Annotated in this window: 21 protein-coding genes; 5 read left to right on the top strand and 16 right to left on the bottom strand. The window is 63.9% G+C overall.

The genetic code is table 11. The features are described 5' to 3' along the window. Positions 1–16: 16 nt before the first annotated feature. The 6 genes from FJ471_RS22795 to FJ471_RS22770 are packed head-to-tail and all read right to left on the bottom strand — an operon-like array spanning position 17 to position 5219. A complete protein-coding gene (locus FJ471_RS22795) occupies positions 17–1480 on the bottom strand; it encodes a nucleotidyltransferase family protein (protein ID WP_181179658.1) in 1464 nt (487 codons plus the stop codon). Beyond that, positions 1480–2157 carry a glycosyltransferase family A protein gene (locus tag FJ471_RS22790; RefSeq protein ID WP_140806992.1) on the bottom strand — a complete coding sequence of 226 codons (678 nt, stop codon included), beginning with the start codon at positions 2155–2157 and terminating at the stop codon, positions 1480–1482. Before FJ471_RS22790 ends, FJ471_RS22795 begins: the two co-directional genes overlap by 1 nt. Beyond that, positions 2157–2909, bottom strand: coding sequence for a glycosyltransferase family A protein (locus FJ471_RS22785; protein ID WP_140806991.1), 753 nt, complete (start codon positions 2907–2909; stop codon positions 2157–2159). The genes FJ471_RS22790 and FJ471_RS22785 overlap by 1 nt, the downstream gene beginning before the upstream one ends. 46 nt (positions 2910–2955) lie before the next feature. After that, on the bottom strand, positions 2956–3708 hold the full coding sequence (locus FJ471_RS22780) for a glycosyltransferase (RefSeq protein WP_181179656.1): 753 nt from the start codon (positions 3706–3708) through the stop codon (positions 2956–2958). Continuing rightward, on the bottom strand, positions 3677–4753 hold the full coding sequence (locus tag FJ471_RS22775) for a serine kinase (protein ID WP_140806990.1): 1077 nt from the start codon (positions 4751–4753) through the stop codon (positions 3677–3679). Before FJ471_RS22775 ends, FJ471_RS22780 begins: the two co-directional genes overlap by 32 nt. 37 nt (positions 4754–4790) lie before the next feature. Then, on the bottom strand, positions 4791–5219 hold the full coding sequence (locus FJ471_RS22770; RefSeq protein ID WP_140806989.1) for a PqqD family protein: 429 nt from the start codon (positions 5217–5219) through the stop codon (positions 4791–4793). 615 nt (positions 5220–5834) lie between these two features. Between FJ471_RS22770 and FJ471_RS22765 the strand changes: the two genes are divergently transcribed. Then, complete coding sequence (locus tag FJ471_RS22765) at positions 5835–6041, top strand: DUF680 domain-containing protein (RefSeq protein ID WP_140806988.1); 207 nt, start codon at positions 5835–5837, stop codon at positions 6039–6041. 70 nt (positions 6042–6111) lie between these two features. After that, a complete protein-coding gene (locus FJ471_RS22760) occupies positions 6112–6345 on the top strand; it encodes a DUF680 domain-containing protein (RefSeq protein WP_140806987.1) in 234 nt (77 codons plus the stop codon). A gap of 157 nt (positions 6346–6502) precedes the next feature. Here FJ471_RS22760 and ugpC read toward each other — a convergent pair whose 3' ends face one another. The 5 genes from ugpC to FJ471_RS22735 all read right to left on the bottom strand — a co-directional run bounded on the left by ugpC (position 6503) and on the right by FJ471_RS22735 (position 13024). Then, the gene (gene ugpC / locus FJ471_RS22755) at positions 6503–7615 is read right to left on the bottom strand and encodes a sn-glycerol-3-phosphate ABC transporter ATP-binding protein UgpC (RefSeq protein ID WP_140806986.1); all 1113 of its coding nucleotides are present in this window, start codon (positions 7613–7615) and stop codon (positions 6503–6505) included. Between the two features lie 35 nt (positions 7616–7650). Next, positions 7651–9327: an alpha-glucosidase gene (locus tag FJ471_RS22750; protein ID WP_140806985.1), complete on the bottom strand. Its 1677-nt coding sequence runs from the start codon at positions 9325–9327 to the stop codon at positions 7651–7653. Positions 9328–9331: 4 nt separating this feature from the next. Further along, on the bottom strand, positions 9332–10486 hold the full coding sequence (locus tag FJ471_RS22745; RefSeq protein ID WP_140806984.1) for a carbohydrate ABC transporter permease: 1155 nt from the start codon (positions 10484–10486) through the stop codon (positions 9332–9334). Position 10487: 1 nt separating this feature from the next. Continuing rightward, entirely contained in the window at positions 10488–11501 is a 1014-nt protein-coding gene (locus FJ471_RS22740) for a sugar ABC transporter permease (protein ID WP_140806983.1), read from the bottom strand. Positions 11502–11668: 167 nt separating this feature from the next. Further along, positions 11669–13024: an ABC transporter substrate-binding protein gene (locus FJ471_RS22735; protein WP_140806982.1), complete on the bottom strand. Its 1356-nt coding sequence runs from the start codon at positions 13022–13024 to the stop codon at positions 11669–11671. A gap of 360 nt (positions 13025–13384) precedes the next feature. Between FJ471_RS22735 and FJ471_RS22730 the strand changes: the two genes are divergently transcribed. The 3 genes from FJ471_RS22730 (at position 13385) to FJ471_RS22720 (ending at position 16543) form a co-directional block, all read left to right on the top strand. Next, a complete protein-coding gene (locus tag FJ471_RS22730; RefSeq protein WP_140806981.1) occupies positions 13385–14407 on the top strand; it encodes a substrate-binding domain-containing protein in 1023 nt (340 codons plus the stop codon). Between the two features lie 140 nt (positions 14408–14547). After that, a complete protein-coding gene (locus tag FJ471_RS22725) occupies positions 14548–15894 on the top strand; it encodes an FAD-binding oxidoreductase (RefSeq protein ID WP_140806980.1) in 1347 nt (448 codons plus the stop codon). A gap of 253 nt (positions 15895–16147) precedes the next feature. Then, positions 16148–16543: a DUF417 family protein gene (locus FJ471_RS22720; RefSeq protein ID WP_348643361.1), complete on the top strand. Its 396-nt coding sequence runs from the start codon at positions 16148–16150 to the stop codon at positions 16541–16543. A 140-nt stretch (positions 16544–16683) separates the two neighbouring features. On the opposite strand, the gene FJ471_RS22715 is transcribed toward FJ471_RS22720, so the two are convergent. The 5 genes from FJ471_RS22715 to FJ471_RS22695 form a co-directional block, all read right to left on the bottom strand. Further along, on the bottom strand, positions 16684–18183 hold the full coding sequence (locus FJ471_RS22715) for a S8 family serine peptidase (RefSeq protein ID WP_246684797.1): 1500 nt from the start codon (positions 18181–18183) through the stop codon (positions 16684–16686). Between the two features lie 43 nt (positions 18184–18226). After that, a complete protein-coding gene (locus FJ471_RS22710) occupies positions 18227–18895 on the bottom strand; it encodes an anti-sigma factor (RefSeq protein WP_140806979.1) in 669 nt (222 codons plus the stop codon). Next, complete coding sequence (locus FJ471_RS22705) at positions 18892–19458, bottom strand: sigma-70 family RNA polymerase sigma factor (RefSeq protein WP_140806978.1); 567 nt, start codon at positions 19456–19458, stop codon at positions 18892–18894. The genes FJ471_RS22710 and FJ471_RS22705 overlap by 4 nt, the downstream gene beginning before the upstream one ends. Positions 19459–19615: 157 nt before the next feature. After that, positions 19616–20455 (bottom strand): alkaline phosphatase family protein, encoded by an 840-nt coding sequence (locus FJ471_RS22700; RefSeq protein WP_140806977.1) that lies wholly within the window; start codon positions 20453–20455, stop codon positions 19616–19618. Positions 20456–20537: 82 nt separating this feature from the next. Continuing rightward, on the bottom strand, positions 20538–22127 hold the full coding sequence (locus tag FJ471_RS22695) for an ABC transporter substrate-binding protein (RefSeq protein ID WP_140806976.1): 1590 nt from the start codon (positions 22125–22127) through the stop codon (positions 20538–20540). Between the last annotated feature and the right edge of the window lie 161 nt (positions 22128–22288).

Here is a 22288-nt window from a genome sequence, read left to right as displayed (position 1 = left end):
AGCCCTATCAGCCGCTCTACGAGAATTTTGCCGAAACGAGCTGGAAGGGCAGCGCGCCATAGGTGGCGACGGCCTGCTCGTTGTCCCAGACGCGAAACTGCCGTGACGGCCGCGCCTCCAGCACCAGGGTCCGCCCCGCCCGGTCGAGCTTCACCTTGCCGCGGAAGCGCAGCATCCGCTCGCCGCCGGAGCGGCTGATCGCCATCGAGCGCAGCCGGGCCACGTGCCGGTCGCCCGCATTGATCTCCATCTCGATGCGACGCCTGACCGGCGGAACGACGATGCGCACGATGAGATCGAGCATCATCTCGCTGACGTCGCCCTGCGGCTCATCCAGCGGCTGGGAAAGCACGAACGGCGCGGGCCTCCCGGCTGCGTTCGCCGCCATCGACTTGCCGCGCCACACGATGTCCGGCTCGGTCTGCTTCAGTCGGCCTTTCTTGCGCTGCAGGCGCAGCTGCTTTGCAAATCCCCGCGACAGCCAGGTCAGCGCGCCGAAATCGGTGCGCGGCTTGGCCTGCAGGACGGACGACAGGCGCGCCGCGCCGCGCCGGTCTGCCATGTCCACCACCTTGGCCAGGACAGCCTCCGGCACCGCGATGCCGATCTCCAGCGCAAGGTAGGAAAGCGCCACCGCCGCGGCGACGGCGAGGCCGCGCCTGGCGACGATATCGAGGAATATGGCCCAGTCGACATCACCGCCTTCGATGGCGACAGTGCAGTCGACCAGCCAGTCGCTATGCGTATGCGCGTCGAGGCCGCCATGCGCGATGGCGAGCGCGATGCGGTCGGCGGGCGAGGGCACGACCACGCCGACATCGCTGAATTTGGCGGCAATCGCGCGGCGCCAGATCGCGAGGTCGTCTTCGGCGTCCTGCTGCGAGCCGTCATAGGCCAGCTGATGCAGGTCGATGTCGCCGTAATTGCCCTTGAAGAAATTCATCGAGCGCAGCGATGCCAGCCTTGTGCGCAGATATTGCGGGGAAACACCGGTGGCGATCTGCCAGCCGCGGTCGCGCAGCACATCGAAAGCCGGCTGCATATCATGCGGCCGCACCAGTATGTCGATGTCATGCGCCACGCGTCCGCGTTGCGCGGCGGCGTCGAGCGCGATGCGGCTGGCGCCCTTGATCAACATCACCGTGCAACCGGCATCGACCATCGCCTTCAATGCCGGCTCGGCCTCGCGCATGGCCATGCGCGACTTGGTCCACAGCATCTTCTGCAGGCCAACCAGGCGCGGATAGGCGGCGTGGCCGGCAAGCTTGCGTCCGAACCGATCGGAAATCGCGGCAAGCAGGCGGTGTTCCCGGAAGGAGACATGGTCGATGTCGTTCTCGTCCAGCCAGCCTTCGGCGCAAAGGCGCGCCGCCTCTTCGTCGGGCAGAAGTGCGGCCTTGAGCAACTGGTCGAGCGAGCCGGTCGGCCAGGACCAGCCATAGTCGGGAAAACGCCTGCCGATGCGACGGATCCTGGCCATCAGCTGGAGCCGGCCTTGCTTTGCGCCCGCCGCAGCATGGCGAGCCGTGCCACTTCCAGGTAGCCGCGGTCGCGCGCCGTGTCGCGCCCGTAGGACAGGCTTCCCGGCCGGATGCGCCGCAGCGCCAGCACGTCAGGCATCATGTCGAGGACAAAACCGCTTTCCCGCGCGCGGGCGATCCAGTCGATCATCTCGCCACGGCCGCCCGGCGGGTCGACCATCGGGCCGACGCTCTCCACGGCCGCCCGGCGCATCAGCATCGTCGAGCGCGACCAGCCGGGCGTTGCGGTCGGGGCCATCGCACCGGGCTCTCCGTCGCGGAAACTGCGCATATGCGTGAAGACCCCGGATGTCCCGGGAAGCCGTTCGAGATGGGCAAGCTGCGCGGCGATCTTTCCGGGCAGCCAAAGGTCGTCGGCGTCGAGCGTGGCGATGAAGGGCGTCGACAGCGCGGCGATGCCGCGGGTGGTCGCGCTGCCCGGCCCGGCATTGTCCTGGCGCAAAAGCCTGAGCGGCAGGTCGATACCGCCGCTCGCCGCGGCAAGATCGTCGGTCGAGCCGTCATCGACCACCACGACCAGTTCGGGCCGCAGCGTCTGCGCCGCCACCGATCGCAGCGTCTCGGCGATCGTGGCGCTGGCGTTGTAGGCCGGAATGACGACGCTGTATGCGCTCATCACATGAACCGCCAGTCCGCGAGTTTCTTCAGTTCGAAGATGCCTTCGATGGGCTTGAGCGACGGGTCGGCCCTGCGGCGCTTCATCGATTTGTAGATGGCGCGCATGAACTCGCGCGACTGCACGTCATCCCGCTTCGTCATGTTGCCGGCATGCCGACGGTAATAAAGCGCCAGCGTGTCCGGCAGCGCGTATCGGGGGCCGGCCTCGAAGCTGCGCAACAGGAAGTCCGTATCCTCGGCCTGGACGAAGTCCTCGTCGAAACCGCCGATCCGGTCGACCAGGCCACGCGAGAAGATCGCGGCAGAGAGATGGATGCCGCGAACGCTGATCGTGTTGCTGTCGCGGGTTGGCTCGAGCGTCTCGTCGTCGATCCGGTCGACCAGCATCATCCTGGAATAGGTGAGCTCGAGCGAGGGATCCCGTCTGAAAAAATCGAGATCCGTCGCGAAGCGCCCGGCCGGCGAGATGTCGTCCGAATCGAGAAAGGACACCAGTTCCGTTTCCGGCTTGAGCCGCCCGAGCCCGCTGTTGCGCGCCCGGGTCACGCCCATGTTTTCCTGCTGGAACAGCCGGATGTGAGGTGCTTCGTCCATCATCGTGCGCACCGCATCGGCCGAACCGTCGGTCGAGCCGTCATCGATGACGATGATATCGAGATCGGCGGCGTCGCGCTGCCTGAGCAGCGAGCGAAGTGCTGCGCCTACATAAGTCTCGCGATTGTGGACCGGCATGATCACGGAGAGCCTCATTCGTGGCTCCCCGGCTGTCTTATTTGGTCCCGCCCCCCGGCGCTCATCACATGACCTGCCAGTCAGGCGGGCTCTTGAACTCGAAAATTCCCGGAGCCTCGCGCAGCGAAGGGTCCGCCCTGCGCCGCCGCATCGATTTGTGCATCGCCCGCAGATGGTCGCGCAGCCTGCGGTTATTCTCCCTGGTGGCGTTCCCCGCATGGCGCCGGTAGTAGACCGCGACGCTGTCCAGAAGCTCGAAACGGGGGCCCGTTTCGAAGACGCGCAGCAGATAGTCTGTGTCCTCGGACAATTCGAACTCCTCGTCGAACCAGCCGATGCGATCGACAAGCGCCCGGCTGAACAGGGCGGTGCTCAAGGAGAGCCCGCGAAGCGTCATGATACGGCTGTTCGCGGCCGGCTCCAACGTCTCGTCGTCGATCCGGTCGACCAGCGTCATCAGCGAGTAGGTCAGATCGAGGCCGGGATGCGTTTCGAAATGGTCGAGGTCGGCCTTGAACCGGTTGGCGAGCGAAATATCGTCGGAATCGAGGAAGGACACGAAGCCGGCATCCGCCGGCAATTGCCGCAGCCCGGCATTGCGGGCTCCGGCAACCCCTATATGAGCTTGCCGGAACAGGCGGATGCAGGTGTCCTTGTCCATCATGGCGCGAACCGCCTCGACCGATCCGTCCGTCGAGCCGTCGTCGATGACGATGATGTCGAGATCGGCGCCATCGCGCTGCCGCAGCAGCGATCGCAGGGCCGGGACGACGAAGCGCTCGCGATTATAGACCGGCATGATCACGCTCAGCTTCATCGGGCGCCCGCGCTAGGAAATCCGCAATCGTACCGGCGATCTCCTCCGGATGCGTCCCGAGGAGAAGCCGGTAGCATGGCAGCAAGCGCGTGAGATCGCTGAAGAAGCGAAAGCCGCTTTCCCGCTCGCCAGGCATCTGCGCGATGCCCGACGACGCCAGCGCGATCACTGCATCCTTACGCGACATCGGCACGATCGAGCTTGTCTCGCCGCCACCGATATGTGGCACCATCAACGCAAAAATGTCCAGGGTTGCACGCATTGGTCGAGGCGCGATCTCGTTAATGTGAAAGGCATGCTTGCCCTGCCAGTTGATCGGGCGGTCGGTGCCCAGCCGCCTTTCCAGCCCGAGCCGGACAAAACCCTGCGGGTCCTGTTTCAGGATTGAGAATAGTGGTCGCGCGGTCACGCCGCTCTCGAGGTCGATGAGCACATAGTCGTCGCCGACGCTGTCCAGTCCGTTGAGCAGGCCGGCAACGACGGTTCCGGATTTTCCCGCACCCCCGGCGCCGGCCAGCAGCACGCCCCTGCCGTCGAGGCCCAGCGTGCCGGTATGGGCAAGACGCATGCCGCGGGCGGCGTATTCCCAGTGCAGGAAGGCGCGCAGCGGCGCCCCCTGTTCCCAGGGCGGAAACGCGTCGGCGGACCGCATCAACTGGACGCCCACCCGTCGGTCGGGATCGTAGACCTGCCAGAAATCCAGATCGTGGTAATGATGGCCGCGCAGCCCGACCTCGGCGAGTTTCTGGGCAAAGCCGTGTTCGGTGAAATGCGCATCGCCCCAGCTTGCCGGCACCGGCATGCCGCCGACGCCCGGATGGCCGATGAAGATGCGGCATTGGCGGGAGCTCAGCGAATCGCCGTCGGTTTCCAGGAACGCGTGGCCAAGGGCATCCGCGAACGCGCCGGGATCGAGATGCGCGATCAATTCCAGCCCGGGCAGGCGGACGGTTCGCCGGACTGGAAACTGCGCGGCAGCGCCTTCGGCGGCGGCGATGAGAAAGCGGGCGTAGTCGGGCAGGGTCTCGAGCGTCACGCGCGGCATGGTCTGTTCCAGCCTGACCTCGTCCGCCGCCGACCGCTCAGGAAACCTGCTTGACGGCCGGCCAGCCGAGCGGTTCCTCGACCTCGTGGATCGGGTCGACGGTGATGAGGTCGGCAAGATCGTCATGGACGCTGACATTGAGCGGCTCGCTTGCCGCCGCCAGCGCCGCCGGCAAATCGTCGGAAGAGGGCAGCGGCGTTGCGCTGGAGGGAGCCAGCAGCCCAAGCTCGACCAGCTGCGCGATGAATGTCTCGAGTGCTTCGGCGCTCACCATTTCGGCGCCCGCGGCCGATCGGATCAGCGCCTCGGTGCCGACGCCCGAGGACAGCGCTTGCCACACCTTGCTGCCGGAATCGGAGAAGCCGAAATACTTGCCGTTGGAGAGGTCGAGCACGACGGCTTCGCCGTCGAAGGATTCGAAGACGATGTCCTTGCTCGCGACAGCATAGACCTCGGAAAGAGGCATGTTCCTGACCCCGCTCTGCAAGCCGGCGGCTGTGCCGGTCGCATCATTGCCCTGACCCCTGGAAAACGGCTGTAAACACTCGGCTCATGCTTGGCAAGGCAAGGCAAGTTGGCACCATGACGACCATTTTGAACGTTAACCGGCGGGTTCAGGCCTCGATTTCCAGCGCCGGCAAGGAGGCGGGTGCGACTCCTTCCGGCACGAACGCCCCTTGGCTTTCAGTCTGAATGCGGTTCCGGAGCGAACCGAATCGGCCTTCGGAACAGGGGCAGGATAGTTAACAGTATCGAAAAGTGACTATTAGGAGGTTCTAAAATCGAACTGAACGGTTCGTTTCTGTTGACGGTGCGTGCAGGACGGTGTGAACGTCGGGGCTCCGACACATTTGGTGAGCCAACTGAAGAATTCACATAACACGTTGATTAATATGCATAAAAATAAAGTCATAGGCATGCTTATGAAAACTTCAAGAGGCGGATTCGTGGTCCAGACGGAAAAACTTCGTGATTGGAATCCGGGAGCCGGCTCACCCAAATCAGCGTTGTCCGAACGACGCGATTTCATTCCCAAGACACGCCGCTAGACGGACTGAATAATGATACTGGAGTAGCAAAAATGAAAAAGATTGTTCTCACTGCCGCAGCCCTTCTGGCAATTTCCGGCAGCGCCTTCGCTGGTAGCGACCATTACAACCCGAACGAAGCCAATCAGGCGTCCGCTCAGGTCGACTCGTCCTACACGGCTTCGGTTCACAAGTCCGCGCCGGCCACCCAGCAGCCTGCCGCGACGGGCGCCGACCACAACCTTTTCGGCAACAACTAACAGCCGACCTTGAACCGGCGGCGGGCTAGCCCGCCGCATCGGTCGGATCGCAAGATTCAGGAGCACTGAAATGAAGAAGATCATCCTTGCCACGGCCGCTCTGTTGGCCGTTTCCGGCGCTGCTTTTGCCGCGGAGAGTGGCCATACCGGCAACGTCGGCGGCAACCAGCCGGCTCCCGCCGTGGACACCACGCGCACGTCGTCGATCAATACCGACTCGACGGCCTACAAGCTGTTGAACTCGTCGAACGACGTTCACAAGCCGGCCGCTCAGGGCAGCGACCACAACCTCTTCGGCCGCTAACAGCGGTAGCAATTCCAGGAAAGTCTGAACGCTTTTCCGTTCGGAGTTGCGTAAAACAAAGAGACGACGCAAGAACAGAAAACGGCGGGCCTTGGCCCGCCGTTTTTCTTTTCCGCATAGGCTTCAGCTTCTATCGAATGCTGGACCGCTCCAAGCCTCAGGCCGCCTTCGCTTCCTCGTGATGCAGCGTGAAGGAATGGCCGTCGGCGTCGAAGATGTGCAGATCGCCGCCGTTGGCGTTGAGCCGCAACGTCTCGCCACGCTTGACCTCAACATTGCCCGGCAGCTTGGCCACCAGCGGCAGGTCGGTGCGGCCGATATCGACATAGACGAGCTGAACCTCGCCGAGTTGCTCGATATAGTCGACCTTGCCTTCGAACAGATAGTCCGCGCCGGTCGCGATCGCGAGATCCTCCGGCCGCACGCCGAAGCTCACCGCCGCGCCATTGGCCGAGGCCGGCGTCGCGATCGGCACCGTGGCCTTGCGGCCGCCGACATGGCTGACCACGGTCGGGTTGCCGGCCTTGTCGATCTTGGCCGGCAGGATGTTCATCGCCGGCGAGCCGATGAACTGGGCGACGAACAGGTTACCGGGGCGCTTGTAGAGTTCCATCGGCGTGCCGACCTGCTCGATCCGGCCGTCCTTCAGCACCACGATGCGGTCCGCCAGCGTCATCGCCTCGACCTGGTCGTGCGTGACGTAGATCATCGTCGTGTTCGGCATCGATTCCTTGAGCTTGGCGATCTCGATGCGGGTGGCGACGCGAAGTGCGGCGTCGAGATTCGACAGCGGCTCGTCGAACAGGAACACCTTCGGGTTGCGCACGATGGCGCGGCCGATGGCGACGCGCTGGCGCTGGCCGCCCGACATCGCCTTGGGCAGGCGGTCGAGATACTTGGTCAGCTGCAGGATCTCCGCCGCCTGGCGCACGCGCTTGTCGATCTCGGCCTTGCTTTCCTTGCCGATCTTCATCGAGAAGGCCATGTTGTCGTAGACGGTCATATGCGGATAGAGCGCATAGGACTGAAACACCATGGCGATGCCCCGCTTCGACGGCGGCACGTCGTTCACCACCTCGCCGTCGATCTTCAGCTCGCCCGAAGTGATCTCCTCGAGGCCGGCGATCGACCTCAGCAAAGTCGACTTGCCGCAACCCGACGGCCCGACGAAGACGATGAACTCGCCCGATTTGATGTCGAGGTCGATGCCGTGGAGAATGTTGAGGTTGCCGTATGATTTCTTCACCTGGTTGAGCGTGACATCGGCCATGTTTTTCCTCTCCCGTTGATCTCTGTTTTAGAAATTCAGTCGATGCGCCCGAACCAGGCGCCGTATCCGCCGAGGCGGACCGGCCCGCTGCCAGTCTGTCCCGAAAAGCCATGCCCGGGCAAGGGTTGCAGCGCGCCTTTGCCGAGATTGATCTCGGCGGCCTTGCTGCCGAGGTTGAAGGCGCAGACGATCCGCTCATTGCCCTCGCGGCGCGTGAAGGCGACGGTGTCGCCGTCGCTTTCGATGAAGTCGATGTCGCCCTTGGCCAGCGCCGGATGCTGGCGCCGGAAGGCGAGGAAGCGTCGGTAGTGCTCGAGCAGCGAGCTTGCGTCGCCCTGCTGCACGTTGACGGCCTGCGACAGATGCTTGCCCGGCACAGGCAGCCAGGGCTTGGCGGCCGAGAACCCGCCATTCTTGGCGGCCGCGTCCCACACCATCGGCGTGCGGCAGCCGTCGCGGCCCTTGAACTCCGGCCAGAACCGGATGCCGTAGGGATCCTGCAGGTCTTCGAACTTCAGCTTCGCCTCGCCAAGGCCGAGCTCTTCGCCTTGATAGATGCACACCGAGCCGCGCAGCGACATCAAAAGCGCCGAGATCACCTTGAGATAGGCGGTCGGGTTCGCCTCGTTGGCGGCCCAGCGCGAGGCGACCCGCATCACGTCATGGTTGGAGAAGGCCCAGCACGACCAGCCGTCGCTGGCGACCGTGCCGAAGGCCTCCAGCACCGCGCGCACTTTCGCCGCGCTGATCTTCTCCGGCGCCAGGAAGTCGAAGGAATAGCACATATGCACGCGCTTGCCGTCCGCGGTGTAGGCGGCGACCACTTCCAGGCCGCGCTGGGAGTCGCCCACCTCGCCGACGGCGGCCTGCGCCGGGTATTCGTCGAGCAGCGCGCGGAAGCGCTCCAGGAAGCCGAGGTTCTCCGGGCGGCTCTTGTCGTAGAGATGGTCCTGGTAGTTGTAGGGATTGACCGCGGGCGCGGTCTGGTCGTTGCGCTGTTCCGGCGGCAGCGGCGGATTGTCCTCCAGCCCCAGGCTGTGGAAGTAGAAATTGATCGTGTCGAGGCGGAAGCCGTCGACGCCGCGCTCCAGCCAAAAACGGGTGATGTCGAGCAGCGCATCCTGGACTTGCTCATTGTGGAAGTTGAGGTCGGGCTGCTCGGCCAGGAAGTTGTGCATGTAATATTGCTGGCGGCTGGTGTCCCACTGCCAGGCCGAGCCGCCGAAGATCGACAGCCAGTTGTTGGGCGGCGTGCCGTCGGGCTTGGCGTCGGCCCACACATACCAGTCGGCTTTCGGATTGCCGCGGCTGGAACGGCTTTCCTTGAACCACGGGTGGATGTCGGCGGTGTGCGACAGCACCTCGTCGATCATCACCTTGAGCCCCAGCCGGTGGGCTTCCGTAACCAGCGCGTCGAAATCGGCAAGCGTTCCGAACATCGGGTCGACGTCGCAATAATCCGACACGTCGTAGCCGAAATCCTTCATCGGCGATTTGAAGAAGGGCGAGATCCAGATGGCATCGACGCCGAGCGAAGCGATGTAGGGCAGGCGCTGCACGATGCCCTTCAGGTCGCCGATGCCGTCGTCGTTGGAGTCCTGGTAGGAGCGCGGATAGATCTGGTAGATCACCGCGCCCCGCCACCAGTCGCGGTCGATGTCGGGGTCTGGGGCGGGGTCTGGTCTCGAAGTCGCCTTCAAAGCCGATTGCATGTCTTCAACCTCCTTTCACCGAGCCGGCAAGCAGCCCGCGGACGAAATAGCGCTGCAGCGAGAAGAACACGATCAGCGGCACGATGATGGTGATGAACGCCGATGTCGTCAGGATCTCCCAGTTGCCGCCGCGCGAGCCGAGCAGCGCGTTGAGCTTGGCCGTCAGCACGATCTGATCGGGCGCCGTACCGAGGAAAACCATCGCCACCAGAAGATCGTTCCATACCCACAGGAACTGGAAGATGGCAAAGGAGGCAAGTACCGGGAACGACAGCGGCAGCACGATCTTGACGAAGATCTCGAAATCGCTGGCGCCGTCGATGCGCGCCGATTCCATGATCTCGCGCGGCAGGCCGGCAATGTAGCTCCTGAGCAGGTAGATGGCGAAGGGCAGGCCGAAGCCGGTATGCGCCAGCCAGATGCCGAGATAGGTCTTGGACGGCACGCCGAAGAAGGTGCCGACGCCGTTATAGAGCCTGAGCAACGGGATCAGCGACATCTGCAGCGGCACCACCAGAAGGCCGATGATGACCGCGATCAGCAGCGCCCGTCCGGGAAAGCGCATCCAGGCCAGCGCATAGGCCGCGAAGGCGGCGATCAGGATCGGGATCACGGTCGCTGGAATGGTCACCGTCAGCGAGTTCATGAAGGAGCGGCCGATGCCTTCCGAGAACAGCACCGCCTGATAGTTGTCGGTGGTGAATTTGGGCGGCGCCGAGGAGGCGAAATAGACGCGCTGGCCGCGGTCGCCCTCGAAGGCTTTCGGTGAGGACAGCACGAAGCCGCCGTCGGCATTCATCTGCAGGCTGACGCCGTCATTGAGGTCGGCGACCGATCCCGCCTTGTACTGCGTCGGCGCGGCAGATTTCACGCCGAAGGCGCTGATCTCGCGCTTGGGGCCGTCGCCGAAGATGTTGCCCTCGATGACGTATTTGCCGTCCTTCTGGGTCTGCGCCGAGGCGGCCGGCAATCGGCCGGCCTCGCTCTGGCTGGAGCTGGCGAAGGAGTTCCACCAGCCCGACGCGACGATCTGGTCCTTGTCGCGCAGCGACGAGACGAGGATGCCGAGGGTGGGGATGGTCCAGATCGTCACGAAGACGAGCACGGCGATATGGACGCCGAAGCGGCCGATAAAGGACTTTCCGGTTTTGGCGGCCATCTCAGTGTCCCCCCGTCTCTTTGTTGGCCTGGCGGATGTTCCAGACCATGATCGGGATGACCGCGATCATGATGATGATGGCGATGGTCGCGCCGCGGCCGAAATCGCCGCCGCCGCGGAACATCCAATCGAACATCAGATTGGCGAGCACCTGGCTGTTCCACTGGCCGTTGGTCATGGTCAGCACGATGTCGAACACTTTCAGCACCAGGATGGTGATGGTGGTCCACACCACCGCGATCGTTCCCCAGATCTGCGGCACCATGATCTTCCAGAAGATCTGGAACGGGTTGGCGCCGTCGATCACCGCGGCCTCGAGCGTCTCTTCGGGAATGCCGCGCAGCGCCGACGACAGGATGACCATGGCGAAGCCGGTCTGGATCCAGATCAGGATCACCATCAGGAAGAAGTTGTTCCAGAACGGCAGCGATATCCACACCTGCGGCTGGCCGCCGAAATACTGGATGATGGCGTTGAGCAGGCCGATCTGGATCTGGCCCTCGCCGCGATACTCGTAGATGAATTTCCAGATCACGCTGGCGCCGACGAAGGAGATCGCCAGCGGCAGGAAGATCAGGCTCTTGGCGATGGTGCCCCACCAGATCTTGTCGGTGAGCACGGCGATGATCAGGCCGAGGAAGGTGCAGGCGGCCGGCACCACGGCGAGCCACAGGATATTGTTGAGGATCGAGTTGCGCAGGTCGTGGTCGCCGGCCGCCCATTCATAATTGGCGAGCCCGACGAAACTGGTGCCGCCGCGGTCGAAGAAGGACAGCCATAGCGTCGCGATCATCGGGTAGATCAGGTATACCGTAAGGATGATCAGCGCCGGGCCGACGAACAGCCACGGCCGCACATATCCCTGCCGGCGCAGATTGTTGATCGCGGCGCCGCCGGATACCCCGCGTGAGGGGAAGATGAGGTCGAGCAGTCTGTTGGCGCCCCAGAAATAGGCGACACAGCCGCCGACGCCGATGATGATGACGAATATGGCCGAGAAAATCTGAGCCGCCATGGGTCCCTCTCCCTGCGCATGACCGGCCAGCCGAGGCTGCCGATCGGATGCGCCGACTTTCGGTTATTCGGAACGATCGAAACGCGAAGGCTTCCGGCGTCGGCCGCCGGTCGGACCCGGGCCGTAGCCCGGATCCATTAGGAGAATGAGGAGGATTTCAGGATGGCTTACTTGATGCCGTCCCAGCTTTTCTGGATGTCGGCCGCGACGTCCTGCGCCGACTTGCCGCCGACCAGGTCGACCATGCCGGTCCAGAAGGAGCCCGCGCCGATCTTGCCGGGCATCAGGTCGGATCCGTCGAACCGAACCGTCGTGGCGCCGACCAGGATCTCGCCCTGCTTCTTCAGCGCCTCGCTGCCATAGGCATCCTTGTTGGCCGCCTTGAACGGAGTGACGAAGCTCTTCTGCGCCATCCACAATTCATGCGCGAGCGGCATTTCGAGGAACTTGATGAATTCGCGCGAGGCCTTGGAATCCTTGGTGATCATCACCAGCGTCCCGGCCACTTCCAGCGGCGTGCCCAGTTCCGGCTTGGAGGCGTAAGGCGGATAGGGGAAGAAGTCGGCGTCCTGGCCGAGCTTCACGTTTTCCGGGAAGAACGACGGGATGAACGATGCCTGATGGTGCATGTAGCACTTGGGCGGCACGGTGAAGAGGCCCTTTGGGCTGTCGCGGAAGTCGGTCGCCGCGACCGCCTTGGCGCCGCCGTCCACCATCTTGTCGTCGGTGGCGATCTTGCCGAAGATGTCGATGGCGTTGACCACGGCCGGGTCGGTGAACGGGATCTCGTTCTTGACCCACTTGTCGTAGACTTCCGGCGGCTGGGTCCTCAGCATGATGTCCTCGACCCAGTCGGTCGCCGGCCAGCCGGTGGCGCCGCCGGAGCCGAGCCCGATGCACCAGGGCTTGCCGCCATCGGCGATGATCTTCTTTTCGAGATCGGCGAGTTCTTCCTGGGTCTTCGGCACCTTGTAGCCGGCCTCGTCGAAATTGTCGGGCGAGTACCAGACCAGCCCTTTCACGTCGATCTTGTAGGGGAAGGCGTAGAAGCCGGGCTTGCCGTCCTTGCCGTTATAAGTGCCGAGCTTGGCCCAGGAGTCGCCGGCGGCGTAATTTTCCTTGATCCAGGCGGCGACGTCGTCGCCGAGCGGGGTGAGCACGCCCTTGGAAGCAAGGTCCTGGATCAGGCCGGGCTGCGGCAGGACGGCGATGTTGGGCGGGCTGCCGGCCTGGGTGTCGATGACGATCTGCTGCTCATAATTTTCGGACGAGGAATATTTGACCTCGGCGCCGGTCGCTTCCTGGAAATAGTCGAGAACCGAACGCACGAGCGCCTCGTCCTCGCCGCGCCACGGCCCGAAGATCGTCAGCGTCTCGCCCTTGAGATCAACCTTCTTGAGGTCGTCGTAGTTCGCCCAGTGAAACTTCTGATCCTCGCCCGGCTTGAACTTCAGTTCGGCTTGCGCCGGCAGGCTGAGGGTGAGTGCCGCGCACGCCGCACCCAAGAGAAGCATTTTCTTCATCGCAAGTCCTCCCAGTGGTCACAAACAGGACGAAACCTCCATTTCGTCCGCCGACGCCCGCGGAACTGTGACTCAGCGAAAGGGCAACCGCAACCTTTCGAAGAGACTTCCAAAGCGCTTTGGCTGCCTTGATCTCGCCATTGAATCGCCTGGGAGTCAAGTGGGTGCGTTCGTTAATCGATTTAAATTCGATCGGATTGAGCGAAGAAAGTGCGCTGCAGCATGTTTTTTTGGCACTGCAGCAGTAATTTTTGCTTCAAACGGCGCCTGTGCCCCTCTAAGGTCGTCATGCTTGGCGATCTCGCCAACAATCATCGGATCGATTCAAAATTGAAAGCGCTTTGAGGCTGGAGGCCTCCGATGAACCTCAAGCAACTCTCGCATATGCTGTCGCTCTCGCAGACCACGGTGAGCCGGGCGCTGAACGGCTATCCCGAGGTCAATGAGGAAACCCGGCGCCGGGTGATGGACGCGGCCAAGCGCCATGGCTACCGGCCGAACCCCAGCGCGCGCCGGCTCGCCACCGGCAAGTCGGGCATGATCGGCTATGTGCTGCCGACGGGCGCCGCCGTCGACATCGATCCGCACTTCGTGGAATTCCTCTCCGGCCTCGGCGATTATGCCCGCGCGCACGAGCTCGACCTCGTGCTTTCGCCCGCCGATGCCGACGACGAGGAGACGACCTACCGGCGCATCGTCGCCAACCGCCAGGTCGACGCCGTCTACCTCTCCTCGCCGCGTCCGGCCGACAAGCGGCTGGCGCTGGTCAACACGCTGGGCATTCCCTTCATCGTCCATGGCCGCAGCGAAGGCTTCGACTTCGACTATCCCTATCTCGACATCGACAATGAGGGCGCGTTCCACGAAGCGGCGCGCCTGCTGATCCAGCTCGGCCACAAGCGCCTGGCGCTGATCAACGGCAATGAGCGCGAGACCTTCGCCATCCACCGCGAGCGCGGCATGCGCCGCGCGCTTGCCGCGAGCGGGCTGACGCTCGGCGAGCGCCACATCCGCTCGGTGACCATGACCGAGGAGAACGGCCATCGCGCCGCCCGCCGCCTGCTCGAGGAGGCCGAGCCGCCGACGGCGATCGTCTGCTCCAGCCTGATCATGGCTCTGGGTGTCGTGCGCGCCGTGCGCGACCTTGGCCTCACCATTCCGGGCGACCTGTCGCTGGTCGCCCATGACGACGTCTTCCCCTGGCTGCGGCCGGAGAATTTCCCGGTGCCGCTGTCGACCACGCGCTCCTCGATCCGGCTTGCCGGCGCGCGTGTCGCCGAGCGCCTCGCGGCGCGGATATCGGGGCTCGAAGAGGGCCCCCGCGGCGAGGTCTGGCCGGTGGATCTTGTGGTGCGGGGATCGGTGGCAGGGGCGCCGGTCTAGGTCAGGATACGACAGCGTCTTCGAGCGCTTCCCGGCACCCTTTACCTCGTGGGACAATGATCCGCCTTCGCCTGCTCCTGACCTTGTACGGTGACAACCGGTAAGCCAGAACCGTCAACCAATCGTCCAGAGTACGCCATTTGCCCACATTCCCGTTCACCGAAGCGGATTCAATCCAATACGCTGGGCCGCCGCCGAAGACGTCGCAGGTGGTGATTGTCGGTGGCGGCATTATCGGCGTAACGACGGCGCTCTTCCTTGCCTCCCGGAACATTCCGGTGACGCTGCTGGAAAAAGGCCGTGTCGCGGCCGAACAGTCCTCGCGAAATTGGGGCTGGATCAGAAAGCAGGGACGGGACGCGGATGAGCTGCCGATCGTCATCGAGGCTATCCGCCTGTGGCGGCAATTGGCCGAGGAAAGCGGCGAGGACATCGGGCTCACCCAGACAGGCGTGACCTACCTGGCGAACGCCGACAAGGACATGGCCGGCTTCGAAGCGTTCATGAAGGTCGCCGCGATCCATGAGCTCGACACGCGCCTGCTCGACGCGAGCGAAACCGCGAAGCTCATCACCGGCATGTCGCGCAGGTTCGTGGGCGCGATGACGACGCCCTCCGATATGCGTGCGGAACCCTGGCTGGCGGTGCCTGCGCTGGCCCGGCTTGCGGTGCGCAAAGGCGCCAGGATCGTCGAGAATTGCGCGGCGCGAGGCCTCGACACCGCGGCCGGCAGGATCAAGGGTGTGTGGACCGAGGCGGGATATATCGAGACTTCCAGCGTGCTGGTCGCGGGCGGCGCCTGGTCGTCCCTGTTCCTGAAAAGACACGGCGTATCCATCCCTCAGCTCAGCGTCCGGGTGACCGTGGCCGCAACGGAGCCCTTGCCTGAGATCTATGCAGGCGCGGCCGCCGACAACCACATCGCTTTCCGGCGCAGACAGGATGGCGGCTACACGCTCGCCGGAGGTGGCAGCCACTTGCTTTACCTGGGGCCTGACGCATTCCGGCACGCCACCAAGTACATTCCCGCCCTCAGGAACGATCCGTTCGGAGCGAGCTATTTCCCCTTCGCTCCGTCAGGCTACCCGGATGGCTGGTCGACGCCGCGCGATTGGGCGCCGGATTCGACGAGTCCTTTCGAGAGAATGCGGGTGCTCAACCCGGCCCCCGAACCGGCCCGGCTTCGTTCGATCGAGCGCAATTTCAAGCAGCTTTTTCCACAGTTCGAGAAAGTTCGCCTGAAGGTCGGCTGGGGCGGCATGATCGACGCCATGCCCGACGTCGTCCCCGTCGTGGATCGGGTCCAGGCGATCGGCGGTCTTTTCGTCGCGACCGGAATGAGCGGCCATGGCTTCGGCATAGGGCCCGGCATAGGCCGCGTCGTCTCCGACATGATCCAGGGAAACGACATCGGGCACGATCTCAGCCGCTTCCGGCTGCCGCGCTTCTATGATGGAAGCCCTGTGCGGTTAGGGCCGGCATTATAGAGCGGTTCCAGGCGCGGAGCTGGTTCGCACCAGGAGCCGCCTCCGCTCAGTGCCACCATATCGACGCCCGGCGCCGAGATGAAGGCATGGGCGCCGCGATTGCCGGGCCCTCTGTCTTCGGGTGTGGGGGATGTAACGAAATTTGTCTGGCGACGAAGTAAGCTGTGCGGCCTTCAAGAGCCTGCAGCTTGCTAAAACCACTGCCGGCTGCGGTTCCTTGGTCTGATATATCGCTTCCGGCAAAGGACATAGCATGCATAGAGAGTTCAATATCGCTGAGACAGGCTTCGGCTCTTATTGGCCGCTTGCCATCCTCAGGTGGGTAATGGTGCTGATTTTCGTGTCGTTCGGGATCCAGAAGTTCACACCGCAGTCAGCACAAGGAATCGCTCTCTACATCTCAAACAGTCCGTTCGTTTCTTGGCTCCAGATTTTTGGAATTAGAGGCGAGGCCTATCTTCTGGGATGCATCGAGTTGGGGACGGCTGCCCTCCTGGCGTTGGGGGGCGTTTGTGCCTGTCTTGTCCGCCCTTGGCGCCTTGATCGGGGTCGGTACGTTTCTCATCACCTGGTCATTTTTCTTTACGACCCATCTCCACCGATCCCATTGCGTGGAATCTGGCCGGGGAGTTTCTCTACAAAGACATAGTGCTTCTCTGTGTTTGCCTGGTTTTGTTTCTTAGTTCTCTGCCGACCGCGTTGGTTCGCCTTCGAGAAAAATAACGATAGGTCTGTCCAAAGTGCGGAAATAGAGGCTTTGGCCTTGAGCCAGGCGACGACATCGATGACCTAACCGCCGGGATCAGATGCAGCAAATCCCCGCCCGGTGGCGGCAAGCGGATTGACCTTACTCCTCGCTGCCTCGGCCGCCTTGATGTCCAGCAGCCCATAGCCGAAATCATTGTCCCGCCCCTTTGGGCCGAGATCCTTGGCCGTTGCCGCAAGCGCCCTCTCGATATCGTCGGCTGAGCGGTCCGGCGCGGCGTGGATCAGGTTGGCGATGGCGCCGGACACGATCGCGGCGGCGAAGGACGTGCCGGTCACCACGTCGGAGCCGGCGCCGCTCGGCGCCACCATCTCCACGCCCGGCGCCGAGATGAACACATAGGCGCCGCGATTGGCCTGCGGCATCAGCCCGTCCTTGGCGTCGGTGGCGGTCACCGCGATCACGCCGTCGAACGCGGCCGGATAGCCATAGGGCGCCTTCGGCCCATTGTTGCCGGCAGCCGCGACCAGCACCATGCCCATCGCCCGCGCATTGCGGCAGGCGGTGCCGAGCAGGTCGTTCTTCGGCCCGACGAAGCTCATATTGATGATGCGCACATTCTGCTCGGCCGCCCAGTCGAGCGCCGACAGGATGACGTCCATGGTCGACTTGCCGCCTTCGAAGGCCCGCGCGTGATAGATCCTGGCGCCCGGCGCCATGCCTTCCAGTGGACCGATGCCGGCGATCAGCCCGTCGACCGAAGTGCCGTGGTCGCGCTTCTCGATCGGCACATTGGGCATCGCGTCATACTGGTCGGCAATCACGCCGGCGAGCACCGGGTTGGTGTCGTCGATGCCGGTATCGATGACGGCGACGCGCACATTTTCCCCGCTTGCTTCTTTCGAATCGAGCGCGATGCGGTCGAAGGCATAGTTCACGATGCCGGCCGCCTGCTGCAGCGTGTAGATGTGATTGGGCTCGCGCCGCTGCGTGCGCCCGTCGGCGGCGAGCTGCGCCAGCACCACGCCGACCGGCCGCCCGTCGGTTATGCCGAAGCGCACCAGCGTGCTGCCGAGCAGCCGCGACTGGCGTTGCGAGCGCACCTGCAGGCCGAAGGAGTTGGCGATCTGCTGCACCACGCCGGCGTCGCCGTCGACCGTCACCAGCACCTCGTCGGGCACGAACTCGCCGGCGATCGCCCGCGGCGGCTCCGCCAGGTTGAGGCCTTGCGGCACCGTGACGGGACCGCTCGGCGCTGGCGGCGGCGTGTTGGCGGGACCGTTCGACGATGTTCCGTTGGACGGTGCGGACGTTTGTGGTGCCGCGCCCGCCGGCGGGTTCGGGAACAGGTCGACGATCAGCGCCGGCAGGAACACCGCGCCGCCCGTGGCGGTGCCCGGCGTCCCGCCGTTGTTCTTGGCGCCGTCATCCTTGTCGCAGCCCGCGCCCGTCGCGGTCGTGCGGTTCAGGCAATCGACCTGCTTTTGCGTCAGGTTGGGGTCGTTGGTCTGCGCGAACGCCGGCGCGGCGACAAATGCCGCCGCGAGGATCACCGCGCGAAGAATGGCTTTCGGCCCCGACACAATTCCGGACGGAAAACCGCGGCGCACTTTTCCTGGAATTGCGTTAGCCGCCACCGACCGGTTTCCTTCCCTGGATCACAGCATCCGCGAAAGGCTGGGCGGCAATAAGGCCGACAATCCGGTCGTAGTCGGCCGCCGTGCTGGCCGGGATCGTCAGGTGGAACACGCCATCCGCGGTCGGGCCGGCGGCGATCTTCAATCCGTTCTGGCCGAGGAAGGCGGCGATATCGGCCATCTTCGCATCCGGCTTGAACTTCACCAGCGCGAAAGGCAGCTTCGCCAGATCGTCCTCGGCGCCGGCCACCTCGAAGTCGTTGCCCTTGCCGCCCGGCTGTTCGAAGGACTGCACCAGCACCAAGGCAAGCAGCGCCGCGGCGGCCGCCCAGGCGACGCCGGCCGGCATCGCTGCGACCCGACCGAAGACTTTCGCCAGCCAGGATTGGCCGGCGGGCGCGCGCACGGGTCCGGCCTCGGCGTCGAGCGCCCTGGTAAAACGGCTCAGCGCATCGGCCGGCGGCCGGATCGCCTCGTTGGCGGCAGCGGTGCCGGAAAACTCGGCCTCGGCTTCGCCAAGTGCTGAAAGCGCCGCCGGATCGGTCGCCAGCCATTCCTCGACGGCCTCCAGTTCAGCGCCTTCCAGCGAGCCGTTCAGGTAGAACGGCAGCAGCGTTTCCATCTCGTCGCGGCGCGACATCTTTTCAGCGGCGCTCATGGCCACCCCCTGTCGTAACCGGCGGCCTTGAGGGCCTCGCCGAGTTTCTTGCGGGCGTAGAACATCCTGGTCTTGACGGTCGCGACCGGAATGGCGAGCACCTCGCCGATCTCGGTCACCGACTGTTCGTGGTAATAGGCAAGGTCGATCACCGTGCGGTGTTCTTCCGGTAAGGCGTCGACGAAGCGGCGCAAGGCGGCGGCCTTGTCCTCCTTCATGGTCACGACTTCCGGCGTGTCGGCGCCGTCTGGAACCTGCGCCGCGTCGTCGTCGTCGATCCAGTCTTCCTTCTTCTTGCGCAGCATGGACAGCGCCTTGAAGCGGGCGATGCCGAGCAGCCACGTGGAAACCTCAGAGCGTCCCTCGAAGCCCGCCGCCTGTTTCCACAGCTCCAGAAAGACCTCGTTCGCGATATCGTCGGCCATCATTTCCGATCCCGTCTGGCGCGCCACGAAGCGGTAGATCCGCGCGTGGTGACGCATGAACAGGAGCCGAACGGCGGCCCGGTCGCCCTTCGCGACCCGGTCTACAAGCGCGCGATCGGTTTCGGTCGTCGCATTCATGGCCGGTCGAGCCGCCTGGCTCCTCGAAGCTCTGTCGCTGATCGATCCAAAAAGGTTCACCCTCCGCCAAGGATTTTTCGGAGGCTAACCGAAGAGAGTGAGTGTTGCCAGAGGGAGCGCTTTTCCTTCCCCCCAAGAGGCGAAGGAGAAGCCGCGCTTACCCCAAGAACACCTTCGCCTTCATCGTCTCGGGTATCTCAACACCAAGCCGGCTCAGCACCGTCGGCGCGAGCTGCAGCTGGTCGAGCAGCGTGTCGGCCTCGGGGCCCTTCGCGGGACCGAAATAATAGAGCGCGAAATCCTGCATCTCGTCGTCATGGCCGCCATGGTGGCCACGGTCGGTCTGGCCATGATCGGCCGTCACCATCACTTCATAGCCGGCCGCGCGCCATTGCGGCAGGAAGGCCGCGAGCATTCCGTCCATGGCGTAACAGGCATGGTCCATCTCGTGGCAGTCATGGCCGAAGCGATGCCCCATCGAATCCAGCGTGCAGGTGTGCAGGATGCCGTAGTCGATGCCGTGGCGCTTCGCCAGCATGGTCAGCGTCGCGAACAGGTCGACGTCGCTCGGCGTCATCTGGTTCTTGAGATTGTAGCCGGTCATGGTGTGGAAGCGGCCATGGGTGATCGGCCCGCTTGGATCGTCGAACTCCATGTCCTCGACAAGGTCGAACGGATACGAACGGAAGAATTCCGACCAGTAGGAATGGGTCACCGCGCCCGTCTTGCCGCCGGCCTTGCTGACTTCCGAGAAGATATCCGGCTGCGTGACGCGGAAGCGGTTCTCGTTGGAAAGGATGCCGTGCACCTGCGGCGTGACACCGGTGTGGATCGAGGCGTAGCAGCAGGCGGACGTCGACGGCAGCACCGAACGCATCCTCCACACCTGCGCCTCGCCGGACTGCGCCCAGCCCTCCAGATTGCCCATCAGCCGGCGCCAGTTCCGGTAGGGCACGCCGTCGAGGATGATGAGCAGCAGTTTGGATTTGAGCGCCACGGAAGGTTCCTGTGATTGTTCTTCGAAACAAAAGCGCCGCGTGTCGCGCGGACACGCGGCGCTTGCCTTGGATAGCCTGATATCAGGCGTTCAGCCAGCACTCGCAGAGCGCGTAGCCGTCCATCATCTCGCCATTGGGGTTCTTGGCGTAGCCGCTGATCTTCTTGGTGTTGGCGGCATCGACGAACTGGTTGAAGAACGGCACGATCAGGCCGCCTTCGTCGCGCATCAGCATCGCCATGTCGCGATAGATCGTCTTGCGCTTGGCCTGGTCCAGCTCGGCGCGCGCCGTATAGAGCATCTTGTCGAATTCGGGCCGCTTGAAGCGCGTGTCGTTCCAGTCGGCGGTCGACAGATAGCCGGTGGAATACATCTGGCCCTGCGTCGGCCTTCCGCCCCAGTAGGAGAGCGAGAAGGGCTGCTTGTTCCACACTTCCGACCAGTAGCCGTCGCCCGGCTCGCGCTTGATCTCGATCTTGATGCCGGCCTTGGCGGCGCTCTGCTGGTAGAGCTGGGCGGCGTCGACCGCGCCCGGGAAGGCGACGTCGGAGGTGCGCATCAGGATCGAGCCGCTATGGCCCGACTTCTTGTAGGCGGCGGCCGCCTTCTCCGGGTCGAACTTGCGCTGGTCGATGTCGTTGGAAAACAGCGGATAGGCCTCGTTGATCGGGAAGTCGTTGCCGACCGAGCCGTAGCCGCGCAGGATCTTGTCGACCATCTCCTCGCGGTCCATGGCGAGCTTGAGCGCCATGCGCAAATCGTTGTTGTCGAAGGGCGGCGTGTCGCAAAACATGTTGAACGGGTAATAGCCGCGCCCCGCCACGTTCTCGATGCTGACGCCCGGCATGCGCTTGACCAGATCGACCACCTTCGGTTCGACGCGGTTGATGAGATGCACCTGGCCACCCTGCAGCGCGGCAAGCCTGGCCGTCGGATCGTTGATGACGACGATCTCGATCTGGTCGGCATGGCCGGCCTTGTCGCCGCGCCAGTAATTGGCGAAGCGCTCGCCGCCATGCTTCACGCCGGGCTGGTTGACGGTGACCTTGTACGGGCCGGCGCTGATGCCGGCATTCGGGTTGTCCTTGCCGCCATTCGGCTGGATGACGAGATGGTAGTCGGCCATCATATAGGGGAAGTCGGCATCGGCGTCGCCGAGCGTCACGACCACGTCCTTGCCGTCGGCCTTGATGGTCTTGATGTTCTTTAGAATGCCGAGCGCGCCGGATTTCGACTTCTCGTCGGCATGGCGCTCGAGCGTGGCGACAACGTCTTCCGCCGTCACCGTCTTGCCATTGTGGAACTCGATGCCGTCGCGGATCTTCATCGTCCAGGTCTTGGCGTCGGCCGAGGCGCCGATCTCCTCGGCGATCAGGTTCTCGACGCTGCCGTCGGGCGTCAGGCGGACGAGGAATTCGCCCCACTGCTTGCAGAAGCTGAAGGTGACCTGGCTAAGGTTCAGCGCCGGATCGAGGCTGTTGGTCGATTCGCCACCCTGCAGCCCGGCCTTGATGATGCCGCCTTTCACCGGGGTCGCGGCAAAAGCCTTGCCGGCCAAAGTGGTCGCCAGTGCCGCCGAGGCGCCGAGCGCTGCCGCGCGGCCGAGGAAATCGCGCCGCGAGATCCTGCCCTTGCCGGCGAGTGCGGCGAGATGGTCGAGTTCGGTCTGCATGTCCTGCCCCCTTTCGAAAATTGATCTCGGTGCGAGCTCTGCCCGCCCGCGGCCGATCTTTCCCGTTCCCTATTGCAGCCGCATGACAGCTGCCGCCTCGGAGGCAGACTTTTCGTGGGCTAATGCATGTCGCCCAAAAGTGCGCAGCGGTTTTGGGAAAA

Origin of the sequence: Mesorhizobium sp. B2-7-1, from assembly GCF_006440735.1 — a bacterium.
GTDB lineage: Bacteria > Pseudomonadota > Alphaproteobacteria > Rhizobiales > Rhizobiaceae > Mesorhizobium.
Note: the sequence above shows the minus strand (reverse complement) of the source record. Positions and strands in the feature narration are given on the sequence as shown.

Bases quoted from the DNA above. Each gene is read 5' to 3' on its own strand.
- FJ471_RS22795 (WP_181179658.1), bottom strand. From the start codon at position 1,480: ATGGCCAGGATCCGTCGCATCGGCAGGCGTTTTCCCGACTATGGCTGG.
- FJ471_RS22790 (WP_140806992.1), bottom strand. From the start codon at position 2,157: ATGAGCGCATACAGCGTCGTCATTCCGGCCTACAACGCCAGCGCCACG.
- FJ471_RS22785 (WP_140806991.1), bottom strand. From the start codon at position 2,909: ATGAGGCTCTCCGTGATCATGCCGGTCCACAATCGCGAGACTTATGTA.
- FJ471_RS22780 (WP_181179656.1), bottom strand. From the start codon at position 3,708: ATGAAGCTGAGCGTGATCATGCCGGTCTATAATCGCGAGCGCTTCGTC.
- FJ471_RS22775 (WP_140806990.1), bottom strand. From the start codon at position 4,753: ATGCCGCGCGTGACGCTCGAGACCCTGCCCGACTACGCCCGCTTTCTC.
- FJ471_RS22770 (WP_140806989.1), bottom strand. From the start codon at position 5,219: ATGCCTCTTTCCGAGGTCTATGCTGTCGCGAGCAAGGACATCGTCTTC.
- FJ471_RS22765 (WP_140806988.1), top strand. From the start codon at position 5,835: ATGAAAAAGATTGTTCTCACTGCCGCAGCCCTTCTGGCAATTTCCGGC.
- FJ471_RS22760 (WP_140806987.1), top strand. From the start codon at position 6,112: ATGAAGAAGATCATCCTTGCCACGGCCGCTCTGTTGGCCGTTTCCGGC.
- ugpC (WP_140806986.1), bottom strand. From the start codon at position 7,615: ATGGCCGATGTCACGCTCAACCAGGTGAAGAAATCATACGGCAACCTC.
- FJ471_RS22750 (WP_140806985.1), bottom strand. From the start codon at position 9,327: ATGCAATCGGCTTTGAAGGCGACTTCGAGACCAGACCCCGCCCCAGAC.
- FJ471_RS22745 (WP_140806984.1), bottom strand. From the start codon at position 10,486: ATGGCCGCCAAAACCGGAAAGTCCTTTATCGGCCGCTTCGGCGTCCAT.
- FJ471_RS22740 (WP_140806983.1), bottom strand. From the start codon at position 11,501: ATGGCGGCTCAGATTTTCTCGGCCATATTCGTCATCATCATCGGCGTC.
- FJ471_RS22735 (WP_140806982.1), bottom strand. From the start codon at position 13,024: ATGAAGAAAATGCTTCTCTTGGGTGCGGCGTGCGCGGCACTCACCCTC.
- FJ471_RS22730 (WP_140806981.1), top strand. From the start codon at position 13,385: ATGAACCTCAAGCAACTCTCGCATATGCTGTCGCTCTCGCAGACCACG.
- FJ471_RS22720 (WP_348643361.1), top strand. From the start codon at position 16,148: ATGCATAGAGAGTTCAATATCGCTGAGACAGGCTTCGGCTCTTATTGG.
- FJ471_RS22710 (WP_140806979.1), bottom strand. From the start codon at position 18,895: ATGAGCGCCGCTGAAAAGATGTCGCGCCGCGACGAGATGGAAACGCTG.
- FJ471_RS22705 (WP_140806978.1), bottom strand. From the start codon at position 19,458: ATGAATGCGACGACCGAAACCGATCGCGCGCTTGTAGACCGGGTCGCG.
- FJ471_RS22695 (WP_140806976.1), bottom strand. From the start codon at position 22,127: ATGCAGACCGAACTCGACCATCTCGCCGCACTCGCCGGCAAGGGCAGG.